Source organism: Bacteroides muris (ex Afrizal et al. 2022) (assembly GCF_004793475.1).
GTDB lineage: Bacteria > Bacteroidota > Bacteroidia > Bacteroidales > Bacteroidaceae > Bacteroides > Bacteroides muris.
In genome coordinates this window covers 1-16889 of the sequence record NZ_SRYZ01000015.1, presented here as the reverse complement: position 1 = coordinate 16889, position 16889 = coordinate 1, and the positions used below count along the sequence as shown (strand labels likewise).

Genomic DNA, 16889 nt, shown 5'->3' with positions numbered 1-16889 from the left:
GCCATCATTAACCCCTAATTATTAAAACGTGCTCATAAAAGTTTTTGGAGCGGCTGTTCAAGGTATTGACGCAACCCTCATCACCATTGAAGTCAACAGCTCCAGAGGCTGTATGTTCTATTTAGTCGGCTTGCCGGATTCTGCGGTAAAAGAAAGCCATCAACGCATCATATCTGCTTTGCAGGTCAACGGTTACCGGATGCCGACCAGTAATATCGTCATCAACATGGCACCGGCAGATATCCGAAAAGAAGGCTCTGCTTATGATTTGCCTTTAGCCATCGGCATGCTGGCAGCCAGCGAGGTTATCCGGTCTGATAAACTGGACCGTTATCTGTTGATGGGCGAACTAAGCCTCGACGGTAGCCTGCAACCAATCAAAGGAGCACTTCCCATTGCCATCAAAGCCAGAGAACTGGGCTTTGAAGGAATGATAGTTCCCTGCTCGAACGCACATGAGGCCGCCGTAGTGAATAACTTGAAAGTCTATGGCGTGGAAAATATCAAGGATGTCATTGAATTCTTCAACGGAAAACAAGAATTGGCTCCGACGCAGGTCAATACCCGTGAAGAGTTCTACTCCCAGCAAAGCTCTTTCGAGCTGGACTTTGCGGAAGTAAAGGGGCAGGAAAACGTGAAGCGGGCTCTGGAAGTAGCCGCCGCAGGCAGCCACAATATTCTTCTCATAGGGGCCCCCGGCAGCGGAAAATCCATGCTGGCAAAGCGCCTCCCCTCCATACTTCCTCCCCTATCGTTGGGAGAAAGTCTGGAAACAACCAAAATCCATTCCGTTGCCGGAAAACTTGGCAAGGGCGGCGGACTTATTTCAAAACGCCCGTTCCGCGATCCGCACAATTCCATTTCCACAGTAGCCATGACCGGTGGAGGCAGTTTTCCCCAACCCGGCGAAATCAGCCTGGCACATAATGGAATCCTGTACCTCGACGAATTGCCTGAGTATAACCGCAGCGTTTTGGAGGTTCTCCGTCAACCGCTGGAAGATAGAAAAATTACCGTATCACGCATTCGGTGCAATGTGGAATATCCCGCCAGTTTTATGCTGGTAGCCTCTATGAACCCATGCCCATGCGGCTACTATAACCACCCTACCAAAGCCTGCGTTTGCAGCCCCGGGCAAGTACAGAAGTATCTGAATCGTATATCCGGGCCTTTACTCGACCGCATAGACCTGCAAATCGAAGTCACCCCACTCCCCTTTGAAAAGATGGCGGACACCCGCCCGGGTGAGTCGAGCGCCACGATACGAGAGCGTGTGATATATGCCCGGCAAATTCAAGAAGCCAGATACGCAGACATTCCCGGTGTATATTGCAATGCGCAAATGAACAGCAAGTTGCTGTCTCTCTACGCCCGTCCGGATGAGAAAGGGCTTGCCATGCTCAAGAATGCCATGAACCGGCTGAACCTTTCGGCACGTGCCTACGACCGCATATTGAAAGTGGCGCGCACCATCGCCGACTTGGAAGGCAGCGAATTGATACAGCCGGCGCACCTGGCGGAAGCTATCGGTTACAGAAACCTGGACAGGGAAGACTGGGCAGGATAAACCGAGGTACAGCATCAGGACTGCCACCTTTCGAAAATCACGTTTTCTCTATCCGAATGCGTGCATCCACCGCCATCACCTGCTTTTCAGTGGCCAACAGCGGATTGAGGTCCAGTTCCTTGATTTCGGTGGCAAAACGCAACAAGGTAGAAAGCCGCACAATGATTTCTGCAAACTTGTCCTCGTTCACGCCTTTCTGCCCGCGCGTACCTTTAATAATCTTATAGGCACGCAAGGAATGAATCATAGAGTAAGCCTCCTCGTAAGACAAGGGTGCCAGACCGGAAGACACATCTTTCAGCACCTCCACAAAGATGCCTCCCAGACCGCAGAGCACTACATGCCCGAACTTCTCTTCATATTTGGCACCGATAAACAGTTCCGTACCCTTCAGCATGGGTTGCACCATGATGGAATGCGCCGCGGGAATCTGCATCATGCGATCGAACTCCAACGCCAGATGCTGTTCACCCTTGATGTTCAGGACAACGCCTCCCACATCCGATTTGTGTACCGGCCCTACCACCTTGGCCACCACCGGAAAACCTACCCGGCGTGCAAAGGCAAGCACCTCTTCCTTCCGGTCGGACACAAACTCCTCTACCACCGGAATGCCTGCCGAACGAAGCAGCGCCTGCACATGGTGCGGGGCAATGTAACCGTCCTCGGAAATGGAATCAATAATCCGACGTATGCGGGGTACGTCCACTCCAAAGAGCTCGATTTCATTATTGGCAGGCCGCGGGGCGTTCATTATCCGCGAAAGTGCCGTACCCAAAGTCACTTCATCGGCAAAGTTCACATGGCCTTTTGCCAGAAAAGCAGCAACCTCGGCTCCCGCCGTATTGACGGAAGGAAGAATCGGGAAAATCGGTTTTCTGCAAGTCTGCATCTTCTCGTGCAATACGTCATACATCTCGAACATGGTCACCAGTCCCGGGGTACCGAAGATGGCCATCACGGCATCAATATCGTCAAACTTCTCCTCACAATACTCCAGACAGAGGCGCAGGTGTTCCGGTGTACCCGTGGCCAGGATATCAATGGGATTTCCCACGGCTGCACCAGGAAAAAGCTTGCTCTTGAGTTCCTCCGCCACCGGCCCTTCCAGTTTCGGGACATTCAGTCCGCCCTTACTCAACGCATCGGTCAGCATCACTCCCGGACCGCCGGCATGGGTAATGATGGCGAAGTTTTTCCCTTTCAGTTCCGGCAGTGTGAAGATACAACCTACGGTCGTCAGCTCCTCGCGCGAATAGCAACGCACAATACCTGCCTTACGGAACAAGGCCTCCACCGCCGAATCACTGCTGGCAATGGCTCCCGTATGCGAACTTGCCGCCCGGCTGCCGCTCTCGCTGCTACCCGCCTTGATGGCTGCAATCTTGCAGCCCTTCTTGATGAGCGAAGACGCATGGAACAGCAGACGGTCGGGGTCACCGATACTTTCAATATAAAGAAGTTTTATGCGGGAATCCGTCTCCGGATTGAATTGTTCGTCCATGTATTGCAGCACATCCTCCACACCGATTTGCTTGGCATTTCCCACAGACCATACTGAGTTGAATTGCAATCCCTTGGTCACGGCGCTCTCCAGTATGAACACCGCCGTGGCACCGGAACTGGAAATCAGGTCCACCCCTTGCGGATGCAGTTGCGGGATGGGCTGGCTGAATACGCTATGATGCCACGAGTTCATAAAACCGATGCAGTTGGGGCCTATCAGGGAAGCTCCATACCGGTTTACCGTTTCCAGTATACGGTCTTCCAACGCAGCTCCTTCAGGAGTTTCCTCGCCAAAGCCGGCAGAGAGGATGATGAACGCCTTTACCTGCTTCTCCGCGGCAAGTACTTCCACGACATCGGGGCAAAGGACGGCAGGAATGGCAAGGATGGCAAGGTCTGTATCGGGCAGTTCTTTCACGTCGGCAAAAGCGGCAAGGCCCTGCACTTCGGTCTCTTTGGGATTCACAGCACGAAGTTCGCCGGCATATCCGCCGCTAAGCAGATTCTTCAAAATAGCCCCTCCGGGCTTGTGCACGTTATTGGATGCACCCACCACCACGATGCTGGCCGGATGAAGCAATTGGCTTGTTATCATAGTCTGTTCTTACATTAAGTTAGTGATTCATGCACAAATATACATTTTCCATACGTAAAAACAATCGGAAAAGGAAGAAATATGCCTTAGCTCCATACGGCTTTTTCATTGAAGGAAATTGAAGGGAGTTAGAAGGAGTTATCGCCTTTCGGGCTCGGAAGTTAAAGCCGATAGTTATGTTGATGTAGAGCGATACTATCGGCCTAACTCCTTCTGACTCCCTTCAACGAAAGAGCTGTGGCTTCTGCCAGAAAACGGCAATCTTGCCACAGGATATAGGTTACCCGCCTGACAAACACTTGCAATAGAGTTGCAAGATACAGACAATAAACTCCTGAAGTATTCGTTGCAAAAATGATAAAGACAGGCTGCCGGTTCTATCCCAAGCCTTGGGATAGACATCCCCAACCTTGGGATAGACATCCCCAACTTCGGGACGCATATCCGCAAGCCTGGTTTCACTTTTCTATTGCCGCGCACCCACGGCCCTTTACAGGAATCACTCGTCCATCTCCTCGCGCACGCACCGCACCGGATATGCGCAGGAACGGCGGGCATACTGGTAACCGTAATCGTAAGGGTTCACCAACTCCGGATGGATATGGAAGATGGAAGAAGCATTGTGGTAAGAAGCCGCAGAGGTGTAGTATCCTCCACACCCATTCACCACGAAGCAACTGCCGTCGCCGGTTCTCCAGCCACAGAGGGGGAAGAATGAAGTCGGACCGCTGCGCCAAGCCTGCATATAGAACGTCATACCATGATGCGCATACTCACTACCATGGTTCGAATAATTCTGCTGTGTATAAGTGGAGGTGTTCAGCCCTGTGCTTGTGAATCCCATCCACGCATCGCTTCGAGGCAATATCCAGCCGGCGGGACAGGGATCGAAAAGGGACTTCTTCGTAGCCCCGTTATTGGCCACTACATTGTTATAGTTGACAGTGGCTTCGTCAAAAGGAACCCCACCCCATAGTTTGTCGTTATGTCCCCAATACCAGTCACCGTCATTGATATAATATGTCGGGTCGTGCGTGCTTCCATTGCCCGGACCGGGTTGTCCGCTACTCTCTCCGCCATTCTGGAACAAGCCGGGAGTGACGGTCGCCATAAACTCCGTAGGATTCTGTATGGAATGTTCTATGTTACCCGTAGCCTTAGTTACCTTGACAGCTCTGAACAGTTCTCCCGTACCGGCCGTGCTGGACATATTCAGAAGTTTCGCTTCGTTGTCATATACATGCTGCACATGCGGATAAGCATTCGCATAGAAAGTGACCCCATCCGTTCTTGCCGTTTGCGGGAACGGGTCCTTCCGTCCCCACTGGTAATACATGCCGAAGGTACCTATGTCGCCCACATTGGTGCTCACCGCTCCCAGGTTGCAGGACATGAAACTGTATCCCGGAACACGCTTACCGGTATTGATGCCGCTGCTGTTCCAGCTGTATGTGGTGTACTTCACCGCATGCGACAGCTGTGCCGGAGCTTCATTGTTCACCCAGATGTGCCATGACCAGATGATGACACCTTTGGCATTGCGCGCCGCAATTACGGCATTGCCGTTAATGCCACCGCTCCTTACACACACTTTCTGCTCTGTCTCGTCAAAGAAAACCCGGTCTTTTTTCGAATTGTCACCGATGGGAAAGTGCGTCCCGTCACCGGTCTGCCACAAAATGTCCACATCATGGAGGGCCTTGTCCGGATTGTTCTTGTCCACATAATCGGTATATTTCCAGCCACCTCCGGTCTCGGTACGTGTATAAGGGTCGAACATGATGAAAGCGTTGTGCTTCATCACGTAGCAGTTGGCGGGTGCTGCCACCACGCGGTTGTCCGTCTTGATAGAGGTGAGGCTGAGCTTCACGTTGTAGTTATGATTCCGCTTCACGTCAAAGTTGTCCACGGTGTTCATGCCCGGATAGATGGTATATATATAGTTACTGCCATCGGCCTCGGAAGAAACGTAGAGCTGAAGGTGCAAGGCGTTGGCAGGCGCGTTCCTGTTCTTGTTCTCGGGGTCGGTGTTCTTGTTACTACCCTGCATGTTCTCGGGCATGTACCAGACATAATCCACATCCGCTGCCGGCGACTTGATGGTATAGTCCACCACCGAATCGAGTTTCTGGGGATATATCGTACCCGCTGCCGGTGCCACGGCGCGAAAACCGGCGGGAATATTCTTCACCTCTGCACGAGTGATTTTCAGTGCATTTGCCTCCTCATTCTTGACAATACGGAAGGTAATCTTGGCCAGCATCCGTACCAAGGAGATTTCGAAATTGTTCGTGTGCCCGGGAAGGATGTCGAGCGTGGCACTGCCCAGCATCAGCATGTTGGTGCCATCCTCATCGTGCAGGTCGTCTTTCCCGAAACTGAACATCAGCTCCGAGAAGCGTTCCTCAGTGGCCAGACTGTCACTCACGAAGCCTTTGTCATCGTTCAGGTTGGCCAGCACATACACCTTACTCGAAGTAGCCGGACGAAGCATTATCTTCACATCGTCAAGGTCATCGGGCTCATAATAGCGGGGCAAGGCGATGAGGTTGCCCTTGGAGTCGTACTGGAATACCCAGATGTTATCCACCGCCTTCTCCTTGGCCTCATCCAATACACGTGTCGATGCGGTTCCGTCGTCCGGCAGCCTGCCTATCACACGGGCAGGACGCACCGATAACGACAACGACACCTCTTCCATTCCGGCCTCTCCGGCCTCGTGAGTTCCGGGGCCGATAACATCATCGGCACATGCCCATAGTATGCATAACAAGCATACGTTCAATATATAATTAACTGGTTTCATAAGTAGTTCATCAGAATTCAGAAAATAAACGCTTCATCATCCCACACACAGGAAGACATATCATCCGCCTATGACAAAATCGTTGTTCACGTTCTGCCACTCGGCGACGGTCAGTTTCCCTTTCTCGTCAAGCACAAACGTCACAAGCATCCTATAAAGATGCCCTGCACGCATTTCGCTGTCGTCGTCTTCCTGGTTTCGCACGTAAAGCTTATAGGTCTCCGCGCCTACATTGCCTTTCAGCTTCACATTCATCTCCACATACATATTCTTCGACGGATAGGAATAGGCTGTACACACCGCCGAGTGCTTTGACAAATCAATACCCTCACCGTTGTAATGCGGCTCGTCTCCACCCGAGAACACAGCGCTGTTATCGGGCGTGGAACATGCCAAATTGCCCTTCTTTGCTTCCGCATTCTTGTTGCCGTTCAGCAACACGGACGTCTGCACATCCACCAGCTTTACTCCGGTGATGACAACATCTTTCGTCAGCAGAGGAGCGACACACTGTACATACAGTTCCAGACGGGAAACCACCGCTGATGTTTCAACTTCCACCTTTAGCGGCGTGTCAGACGCCGAGGTGCTCTGCCGTACGTCGGTGCACGTCTCCCCCCACAACAGCACTTGCCCGCTCGTCCGTATGTAGTCCAAGTCGTCGGAGCCTACCACCACGCCTTTCAACTTTTCGTAGCGATAGGGGCTAGTCCATGACGTAACCGTTTCGTCACCGGTTTCAGCAATCGTGCCGGGTGTTTCCTCCGAAGCAGCCCCCACCTGTCTCACCAGTTTCTTTTTCAGCTCTTCACGGGGATTTCCCACAACGACAAAAGTCTTTTTCCCCTCGCGCAACTTGAATGCCACCATAGTGGAAGTGGCATCGAACGTAGCACATCCTTCCAAAATCCCGTCTGCATTGTAAGCAAATACAATGCCCTGCTGCAAAGTCGGTGAAAGTCGGTCTCCGTCCGTCTCTCCCGCCCGAGTATGCACTGCCACAGCGACAAGAGGGTCGGCAGAATCAATGCCATCCCCACGTTCACAAGCAACGGCCATCATCCCCCAGACAACAAGCAGCACCGTCCGGGTCATTATTCCAACTATCTGTTTCATATTTTTATTCCGTCAGGCAGGGAAGATGCTGTCTTCTTCCCACACCGGCAATTTTATGGTTACATTCGTGCCCGATATGCTTATCAGCATCTCTATCACGATTTCTTCTTTTCCTGCAAGGTGGATGCCATGTTCTGCCATGTACTTCTGCAAGCTGACTTCCGCCAGTTTCTTACCGCTTTTGCAATCGAACACCATCACTACGGCCGGAGTGTCCTCCCCGAAAAGAGGCAACTCGCACACTCCCCCATACATATTCCGCTCCGGAAAGGCATCCATGGAGGGCATGAACAGTGTCTCTTCACCTGCCGCCTCACCCTCAAAGCTCATCTCGGCCGGAAACATTCCTGCCTTCACCTCATAGGGACAATCCGTATCTTGCACCACGGTCTGTCCTGCGAAAACAATATAAGGTTTGAAGGTAATATGCGCAGCATGGAAGCGAAGTACAGTCTCTTTTCTGCCATCCACATCGGCAAGAGTGAAAGCGGTACTTCCCAGATAAAGCGGGTCGTTGCTGCCGGGCAAAGAACCGCTTGCCACCTCCCGGTTGCAGACACGGGCACCGGCAAGCGTTTCGGTGGCAGAAGCCATGTTCTGCCTGCCTATGTTTCCCCAACACACCACCTGATAGGTACCTGCCCGAGGCAGGCGCAACTTGAATCCTTGGAAATGTTCCAGATTCTTCTTGTCCAGTCGCGAAGCAATCACCAGACTCCCCTGCTCGTCATAAATGTAATAGTCTACGGCGGATATATACTCTGCAAAACAGTCTTCCGCACCGTCGGCCATGTATTCAAACCTGACGACCGCATTGTTGCAGCCACCCACCTCCACCTCGGTGAGGCAGGAAACACATCCCAAGGCCAAGGAGAGAAAAGACAACAAGAATTGCAATATTCTTTTCATAAGCACCTGAACCGTTGCCTTTTACAATGCAGGATAAATATTATCAATCTTCCAAGGAGCAACACTCACCGTAACCTTGACACTTACGTCCGTCGGCATAATCTTGTCTGAGAGGTTGGTAGTTCCAAACTTGATTTCATCTATCTTGTAGATATGTCCATTGTAGAAGTTCACAGCGTCCGCATGGGCCGAATGGCTTCTCACGAACCGGTTAAGATTGATATAACGTACCCCTTCCAGTTTTTTCTCTTCCCAGCTGTTGGTGGTCTCGTCATAAAGTTTCACTGTCATCCCGGACAGTTTCAAGAGAAGGTGAACGCCCAGATGGCCTTTATAAGGTTCCACACCTTCGGCAGGCTCTTCAATGGCAAAGAACGGATAAGCCCACTTCTTGCTCTGAGTGGCCTCAGGATAGAAAGAATAAACATTGTGGCCGTCCTCTGTCTGTTCCTGCACCTTGCTAAACTCAATGCAATCGGCCATCCAGCCATATCGGGTATAAAAGGTTTTCAACTCAGCTTCCACATCACTGGTCGCATAATCCGGAGATACCCAGTCAGACTCGACGCACTGCTGATTCAAAGGCATTTTCTCATAGAATCCGGCCACATAAACACCGTCCAGTTTGTAATCAAGGATGGTCTGGTCGGTCGTAATCTTGCCTATCTCCAGACGGGCGCAGAGGGGAGACAAAGTTACCGTGGCTTCCTTCATGCCTGCACCTCCATCTGTCAACCCCTCTATGCCGGCAAGTGCCACATGATTCATGTTGTCTGCGTGCTGGTTGCCCAGAGAGATTTTCTTGAGGTGTATGTCGGATATGAAAGGAAGGTCTCCACTATGAATATCCTGGTCGTTCAATTCATCACTGGTCACATTACCCACGATATAGACCTTGGACACATCTCCTGAGATACCCGTGAACGTATGTCCCTCTTGTATCTGCTTCAACGACAGCTTGTGTCCTTCATCATCCACATCTTCCTCATTGCTCACAATGCTGTAATGGGTTCTCACCTGTCCTTTTGGGGTAAGGAAAAACAGATAGCCACTCTGAAACTCCACAGCGCTCTCTGTCTTATCATTCTTTTCGTCTTCTATCATACGTACCTTAGGCACTTGTACGTTTTCAATTCTCACAAATACTTTTTGACCCGACTTGCCACCCTCGGGCAATACTCCTTCTTCTTCTGAACGAGTACACGCTGCACAACACAGCATCATTACCGCCAAAACGGAATAAAAAATTCTTTTCATATCTAAAAAACTAATTGATTTTGTTTCTATCGCAAAGTCTTCACCGGAACACGAAAACAAGTGTGATACATCAGAACCGATAAAGCAGATTCAGGCAGAACCCCGTCAACACAAACTCATCCCTCTTGAACTTACGGCACAGACATCTGTCGCCTTTTTCGTTCAGCACATACTTCTTCACATCGGAATGACGATAACCTGCACGCACATTCAACTCTACAGCAAGCCCTTTCCAGACAGGCTGAAGATAGCCCGCCGAAACGCCTTCGCTATGAAAATGTCCGGTATGGTTGGCTTCCGGTATGCGGTCGTTAAAGTCTCCTATCTGACCGTAGACACCCACAAAGAAACCCTTGTACACTTCGTCTTTCTTGAGCCAGAAGCGCGGTTCGAGTACATAGGAAGTAAATCCCTGAAAACGGTTTCCTCCTTTGTAAGAGTGCTCGCAATAGGCAAAAGTGCCCTTCAGAGAGTAGCGTTTTCCCCAATAATATTCAGCATACACATTGCCTCCGTATGTAGTATACGATAAGTCCGGACGAAACCCTATCCATGAAAGCAGGTTTGTACCCACCGCCACACGCGGCTTCTTCTTTCTGAGCGAGTCTTCCGTTTCGAAGTGGAGAGAGCCATCACTCAGGCTAGTAACATTTTTTTCACTTTTCAAATGCTGTACGGATTGTTCTTGCGCATACAACACCGCTGGGTTCGCCATACAGCAACTCAACATAAAAACAACCAAAAACTTTCTCTTCATGAGACCGTATTTTTACTATTTATTATGCTTAATTTTAAAAACGGTCGCAAAATTATTAATTTGATACAACGCAAACAAATGAATAGTGCTTATTTTTCTTAAAAAAAGAAAACGACCTATATACAGCCTCTCCAGATGCTCCTGATTCGCCGTATGGCAATTAGAATCAGAGAACGGGATGAAGAATCAAATACTCTTCTATCTGTGCAAAAGGAGCATCCTTCAGCAGTACATTCTTTTCTGCATCAAGCAGATAAAGCGTAGGGATGGCTCGCAAGTCATACAATTGTCCGGCATTGATGAGCTGTCCGGAATCATAGCCGTTTATCCATTCCTTCGGAAAGTCCGAAAGGTGTTCGTTCCATTCTGAAAGATTTTCGTCTGTATACATGGCAAGGAGGGTGAGCTCATGGTCGGCAAGCATGCGGCTCACCAGTGCGGAGCTTTTCAATTCGGAAATGACGGCTTCGCAAGCATGGCAACCGGGATTGTTGATAAACAAGAGGGTATAGTCCGACCGGAGTGCATGTAGAGTACCCTGCTTGCCGGATTTCAGAGTGTAGACAAAATCGATGGCGCGACTGCCTTTCCGGTTTTTCTGCGCCAGCTCGTAACGGGCTTCGGGAACGAGTTTCTCCGTATCGGTCAGTACCGGGGCACGCAATATGGTTTCGAGCATAGCGATATAAAACTCTTCATTGCGGATGGGCGAGTTTGGATCGTACCAATATTTATCGGCCAACCCCATGAAATGTTTGAGGACAACCTTATTGACGAGAAATTTATGAAAAGTTTCCTTGATACGAGCTTCCGAATAGTCCTCGGGGCAGGGAAGAAGCAAATAACAGAAGTTAACCCAAGCTTGCTCTATTCCTTTTTTCTCACAAGGAAAAACTGTTGTCTGGGCGGCAATCGGAAAGTGGTCCCAATAATGTCGAATCAGATAATCTTCTCTTTGGGCAACAGAGGTAAGGGTAGCAGGAATGGCCGGCAGTTCGAAACTCTGTGTACTGTCTTGCCCAGCCACCGGTTCTTTAGCGGTTTCAGCAGACTTGGGACGTACACATGCACAAGCAACCAGCCCTATTAAAAGAGCATAAGACAGTTGTTTTTTCATCTTTCACAATCGGATAATTTCGAGATAAATAACAGGTGCAAAAATACTAATTATTTGCTCACACTCTTCGTTTCGGATGCCCAAAGTGAGAATTTCACATCTATCAAAACGTTCCAAGAAGCTTGAATTATGTGCAACTTATATTATCTTTACGCCCTGAAATACAACTAGCAAACCTCATCGTTCATGGAAAACCGTGTCAAAGAGATAGATTATCTGAAATGTATCTTCATTATCCTGATGATTATTTTTCACCTTGTACATATAGGCGACAAGTATCCGTATGCGAAACAAATCGTCTATACGTTCCACATGTCCGCTTTCCTGATTATTTCGGGCTATCTGGCCAACAACCGGAAGGATGCCCGAAGCTTTCTCCGCAAGTTCCTATGGATTTTCATTCCGTATGTTTGTATGGAGGCAGCCTACACAGTGATGTCGCATTTCCTGCCCGTACGCGAAAGCGTGGCTGAAATCACTCCCGCCGTACTGATTGACAAGATATTCCTTCATCCGATGGGTCCTTACTGGTATCTGCATACGCTGATTCTGTGCAGCCTCATCTATTACATCACGTTCCGCTATGTACGGTTGTCAGTGGTCTCCCGACTGGTTGTGGCTGGTGTCTGCCTGTTTGCCCTTTCCTATTGCGGAGGATTGATGAACTTCTCCAATGCCCTCTATTTCCTTATCGGCATAATAGTGAGCCAAAGCGGGCTTCGTTTTACACAGGTCTTTCGCGGCACACCTCTTGCCATTGTCCCATTCGTCATACTATGCTGTTTTCCCGCCAATCTGGATAGGGGTACTCTGGCAGGAGTCGCCATCACCTGGCTTTCCATCAGCCTGTTGTTGGCAATCTACAATTATCTGTCTGCACAAGTCCGGTGGCTCACCTTTTTTATAGGGCGTAATACGCTGGTCATACTCCTTTTCTCGCCCATTTTCACCATTCTGTCCAAGGCGTTTCTACCCGTATTCGCCTTCGACCCTACAGGAATGCTGTTCCTTGTCACTGCTACCTTCTTTACCCTTAACGGCTGCATAGCTATGGCGTAATCCGTGAAAAGTGATAGGCTATGCAAAGAAACACAGAGAGGTAAAGATTAAACGTAAGTCGTTTGAAATGAACGGTATTTCAGCATTCTGCCAAGTAGAGAAAATGCAAACGGCAACGGAATATTGAGGTTGTTCAGTTACCAAACCGTTAGCCGGGCAGTTACCGAAACAGGAATAGGTAACGGCAGGCAATGAAAAGAAACCCTCACCGTTTTATTTGCGCTCATACACAGTGTTTTGCATGTCAAGGAACGCTTATACGGCAAGTAATTTTGCACTAAAAAATATAAGCGTATGAAAGTAGAAAAATTCAAGGTGCTGCTCTACCTCAAAAAGAGCGGACTGGACAAGTCGGGCAAGGCTCCCATCATGGGACGCATAACCGTGAACCGCACGATGGCGCAGTTCGGATCTAAGCTGTCCTGCACTCCCGAACTGTGGAATCCCCGTGAAAGCCGTCTGAACGGCAAGAGCAAGGAAGCGGTGGAAACCAATGCCAGGATTGAAAAACTGCTGTTGGCGGTGAACAACGCTTTCAACAGCCTTGTGAGTCGTAAAGTGGATTTTGAAGCCACTGATGTGAAGAATCATTTTCAAGGCAGCATGGAAACACAGATGACTCTCATGAAAATGACGGATGTTGTCTGTGACGACCTCAAAGCCCGTATCGGCATAGACCGCGCGAAAGGAACTTATCCCGGCTATCACTATATGCGTCTGACCCTCGGAGAGTTCATCGAGCATCAGTACAAGGTCAAGGACCTGTCATTCGGGCAACTGACGGAACAGTTCATCCACGACTATCAAGCATTCGCTATGGAAAACAAGGGATATGCGATAGATACCGTCCGCCATCATCTTGCCATCCTGAAGAAGATATGCCGTCTGGCTTATAAGAAGGGGTATGCCGACAGGAGCCATTTCCAGCATTTTACCTTGCCGAAGAAGACTGAAACGACACCACGGGCATTAAACCGTGAATCGTTTGAGAAAATCCGGGATGTGGAAATACCTGCTTACCGCAAATCCCACATGCTGGCAAGGGATATGTTTCTCTTCGGATGCTATACCGGAGTCTCTTATGCAGATGTCGTTTCAATTACACATACCAATTTATATACGGATAAGGACGGGGCTTTGTGGCTGAAATACCGCAGAAAGAAGAACGAACTCCGTGCCAGCGTAAAACTATTGCCCGAAGCTATTGCGCTTATCAATAAGTACCATAGTGAGGACAGGGAAACCTTGTTTCCTTTACTTCGCTGGTCAAATCTCAGAAGGCACATGAAAGCGTTGGCGGCATTGTCAGGAATCAAGGATGACTTGTGCTACCATCAGGCCCGCCATAGCTTTGCCTCGTTGATAACGCTTGAAGCAGGCGTTCCGATAGAGACCATCAGCAGGATGTTGGGACACTCCGATATCTCCACCACTCAGGTATATGCCCGTGTAAGCCCGAAAAAACTATTTGAGGACATGGACAAGTTCATTAAAGCGACCGAAGATTTCAAACTCACTCTTTAACACTTAAAGAATAATATGCGAAGTACATTTTCATTATTACCCTACATCAACCGCAGCAAGGTAAAGGCTGACGGTACGACCGCCGTATTGTGTCGTATAACCATTGACGGCAAACAGACCGTCATCAGTCCCGGAATTTATTGCAGACCGGAAGACTGGAACGGCAGGAAGAACGAGATAAAGTCCGCAAGGGAGAACAGCCGTTTACGGGAATACCTGCGCCTGATGGAAGAAGCCTACTTAGAGATACTGAAATCGCAAGGTGTGGTCAGTGCGGAGATGCTGAAGAACCATATCACCTTGAACAACATCCATCCGACGACCCTCCTGCAAATGGGGGAATGGGAAAGGGAGCGTTTGAAGAAACATTCCGAGGAAATAGACTCAACTTCTTCCTATCGGAGTTCAATGTATTACCAGAAGTACCTGACAAATTATCTCATGTCTTTGGGCAAGAAAGACATAGGCCTTGAAGAAGTCACGGAAGACTTCGGCAAAGCCTACAAAGCGTTTTTGAAGAGATGCAAGAATTTCGGGGCTTCCCAAACCAACCATTGCCTGCGTTGGTTGAACCGCCTGCTGTATCTGGCAGTCGATAAGGAGATTATCCGCGTGAACCCTTGTGAGGAAATGGAATATGAAACCAAGCCGGAGGCAAGGCACAGGTATATCAGCCGTGAGGAGTTCAAGAAGATACTTTCCACCCCGATGTATGACAAGCGGATGGAACTGGCAAGACGGGCTTTCATCTTTTCGACCCTGACCGGACTGGCGTATGTGGATATAATGCTCCTGCATCCACATCATATCGGGACGAATGCGGATGGTAGGCGGTACATCCGCATCAACCGCAAGAAGACAAAGATAGAGGCGTTCATTCCACTGCATCCCATAGCGGAGCGGATATTGTCGCTGTACAACACGACTGACGATGAACATCCCGTGTTCCCGCTTCCCAATCGGGATGCCCTGTGGTTTGAGATTCATGAGCTGGGTGTAATCATAGGGAAAGAAGACAACTTGTCCTATCATCAAAGTCGGCATAGCTTCGGTACGTTCCTGATTTCATCGGATATACCTATCGAGAGCATCGCTAAAATGATGGGACATTCCAATATCCGGACGACACAGGGGTATGCACGGATAACCGATGATAAAATCTCCAGAGATATGGACAAGCTGATGGAACGCAGGAAAATACAATCTATCGGCGAAAAGACAGACAACAATAAGTAAACAGTATCAATTCAGTACATTATGGACAGAGGAATAATAACAATCAGTGAAACGGGTGTAGTCATTATGCCGACAGCACCCGTGTGGATGACACAATTTGAGATAGCCGACCTGTTCGGTGTGTTCTCATGCGATGTCCGCAAGGCGATTCATACCATTTACAAGAACAAGGAACTGAACAAATTTGACACGATGAAGTATGTCAAGCAATCGGATGGCATCAGTTACGATGTCTATAACATTGAAGTGATTATAGCCGTTGCATTCAGGATATGCAGTAAAGAGAGTGTCTTGTTCAGACGGTTTATAATAAATGAAATTAGTGGCACTAAGAGAGGAACTCCGGTTACATTGTTTGTTTCCTGTGGCAGGGATAACAACCGATGGTATAGTTGAGGTTCATCCCGCCAGCCACTCGTTCCCGATGCACGGATGCAAAGGTAGCATGTGGCTTTGACGGCATTGGCAAGGTCGGGCGGCAAGCCGTTTCGGGCAGAATCTTCCTCCTGTGGAGCGTATTCGGCCCGAAAACCTTGCCACTGCCTGCCACACGCTTTTAGAGCATCCGGCAACGGAAACAAGCGACTGGCGGGAAATCAGAAGATAGAAAGGAATGGCTTACAGGCGAAGCAGGATATTGGTGCTTCATCTGTAAGCCATTCCTTTTTTCTTTATGTTAAAAGTCCATTGCTCCGCAACCATAGGGCAGACGGCAAACCGCGCTCCTTCAAGAAAATCATGTGCCTGTCAGCCGATAGGCGGAACGGTAGCCGTCAGCAAGCATCCTTTCGATGTCGGATTCACGGTAGAGGATTTTGCCACCCAACTGGATATAGGCGATACGCCCCTCGTTGCGATAATCCTGAAGTGTTCGGCGGCTCACCTTCAACCGTGCCGACACCTCCTTGTCAGTGAAGAAACGTTCACCGTTCAGTGTCGGGCGGTAATTGGCGGTCAGATGCTCGAAGCTGTCCAAAAGACGGTCGAGACTGCCCATGAAGTGGATTATCCACTCGTTGTCCTTGTTAATCAGTTCATTCATGTTACTTTGGATTTAGTGAGTATTGTTAGTTTACTTCGTTCATTTCATCAAGTTTATATAGTTCTTCCTTTGAACTTTGCTTCCTTGCGCCTGTCCTCCACAACGGAAACAATGCGCTGCACATCATCGGGACGGTAGTAGGTCTTGTGGTTTATCTGCGAGTAAGCCAGCGTCCCGTTGTCCCGAAGCGTCTGCAATGTGCGTGGGCTGATGTTGAGCATCCGGCAAACGTCCTGATTGTCCATCCACCCGCCCATTGTCTTCTCTCCGTGCCGCCGGCAGATGGCATCCATGCGACTGACGAAACGGTCGAACTTGGCGACCATCGCCTCAAAGGTCTTTCTTTCAATTGATACGATTTCCATATACATACTTTTTATTGTTACTGTTTCTTTTGC

At 49.3% G+C, this 16889-nt stretch carries 14 protein-coding genes; 5 read left to right on the top strand and 9 right to left on the bottom strand.

Annotation, left to right across the window (positions count from 1 at the left end):
* The first annotated feature begins 28 nt into the window (after positions 1–28).
* Positions 29–1567, top strand: coding sequence for a YifB family Mg chelatase-like AAA ATPase (locus E5355_RS08555; protein WP_136010013.1), 1539 nt, complete (start codon positions 29–31; stop codon positions 1565–1567).
* 37 nt (positions 1568–1604) lie between these two features.
* Here E5355_RS08555 and E5355_RS08550 read toward each other — a convergent pair whose 3' ends face one another.
* The 7 genes from E5355_RS08550 to E5355_RS08520 all read right to left on the bottom strand — a co-directional run bounded on the left by E5355_RS08550 (position 1605) and on the right by E5355_RS08520 (position 11630).
* Positions 1605–3668 (bottom strand): acetate--CoA ligase family protein, encoded by a 2064-nt coding sequence (locus E5355_RS08550; RefSeq protein WP_136010012.1) that lies wholly within the window; start codon positions 3666–3668, stop codon positions 1605–1607.
* 499 nt (positions 3669–4167) lie between these two features.
* The gene (locus tag E5355_RS08545; RefSeq protein ID WP_136010011.1) at positions 4168–6474 is read right to left on the bottom strand and encodes a DUF4906 domain-containing protein; all 2307 of its coding nucleotides are present in this window, start codon (positions 6472–6474) and stop codon (positions 4168–4170) included.
* 60 nt (positions 6475–6534) lie between these two features.
* On the bottom strand, positions 6535–7590 hold the full coding sequence (locus tag E5355_RS08540; RefSeq protein WP_136010010.1) for a hypothetical protein: 1056 nt from the start codon (positions 7588–7590) through the stop codon (positions 6535–6537).
* Positions 7591–7602: 12 nt separating this feature from the next.
* Complete coding sequence (locus tag E5355_RS08535) at positions 7603–8499, bottom strand: FimB/Mfa2 family fimbrial subunit (RefSeq protein WP_136010009.1); 897 nt, start codon at positions 8497–8499, stop codon at positions 7603–7605.
* A 21-nt stretch (positions 8500–8520) separates the two neighbouring features.
* A complete protein-coding gene (locus E5355_RS08530; RefSeq protein ID WP_136010008.1) occupies positions 8521–9756 on the bottom strand; it encodes a hypothetical protein in 1236 nt (411 codons plus the stop codon).
* Between the two features lie 70 nt (positions 9757–9826).
* A complete protein-coding gene (locus E5355_RS08525) occupies positions 9827–10513 on the bottom strand; it encodes a DUF3575 domain-containing protein (protein ID WP_136010007.1) in 687 nt (228 codons plus the stop codon).
* Between the two features lie 166 nt (positions 10514–10679).
* A complete protein-coding gene (locus E5355_RS08520; RefSeq protein ID WP_136010006.1) occupies positions 10680–11630 on the bottom strand; it encodes a DUF5106 domain-containing protein in 951 nt (316 codons plus the stop codon).
* A gap of 186 nt (positions 11631–11816) precedes the next feature.
* Here E5355_RS08520 and E5355_RS08515 point away from each other — a divergent pair, with 186 nt between their 5' ends.
* The 4 genes from E5355_RS08515 (at position 11817) to E5355_RS08495 (ending at position 15845) form a co-directional block, all read left to right on the top strand.
* A complete protein-coding gene (locus tag E5355_RS08515; protein WP_136010005.1) occupies positions 11817–12689 on the top strand; it encodes an acyltransferase family protein in 873 nt (290 codons plus the stop codon).
* A 294-nt stretch (positions 12690–12983) separates the two neighbouring features.
* Positions 12984–14213 carry a site-specific integrase gene (locus E5355_RS08505; RefSeq protein ID WP_136010004.1) on the top strand — a complete coding sequence of 410 codons (1230 nt, stop codon included), beginning with the start codon at positions 12984–12986 and terminating at the stop codon, positions 14211–14213.
* 15 nt (positions 14214–14228) lie between these two features.
* Positions 14229–15449, top strand: a complete 1221-nt coding sequence (locus E5355_RS08500) for a site-specific integrase (protein WP_136010003.1) — start codon at positions 14229–14231, stop codon at positions 15447–15449.
* A gap of 21 nt (positions 15450–15470) precedes the next feature.
* On the top strand, positions 15471–15845 hold the full coding sequence (locus E5355_RS08495) for a hypothetical protein (protein ID WP_136010002.1): 375 nt from the start codon (positions 15471–15473) through the stop codon (positions 15843–15845).
* Between the two features lie 340 nt (positions 15846–16185).
* On the opposite strand, the gene E5355_RS08490 is transcribed toward E5355_RS08495, so the two are convergent.
* Positions 16186–16491 carry a helix-turn-helix domain-containing protein gene (locus E5355_RS08490; RefSeq protein ID WP_005858513.1) on the bottom strand — a complete coding sequence of 102 codons (306 nt, stop codon included), beginning with the start codon at positions 16489–16491 and terminating at the stop codon, positions 16186–16188.
* A gap of 53 nt (positions 16492–16544) precedes the next feature.
* Positions 16545–16856 carry a helix-turn-helix domain-containing protein gene (locus E5355_RS08485; protein ID WP_057250113.1) on the bottom strand — a complete coding sequence of 104 codons (312 nt, stop codon included), beginning with the start codon at positions 16854–16856 and terminating at the stop codon, positions 16545–16547.
* Positions 16857–16889: the final 33 nt, after the last annotated feature.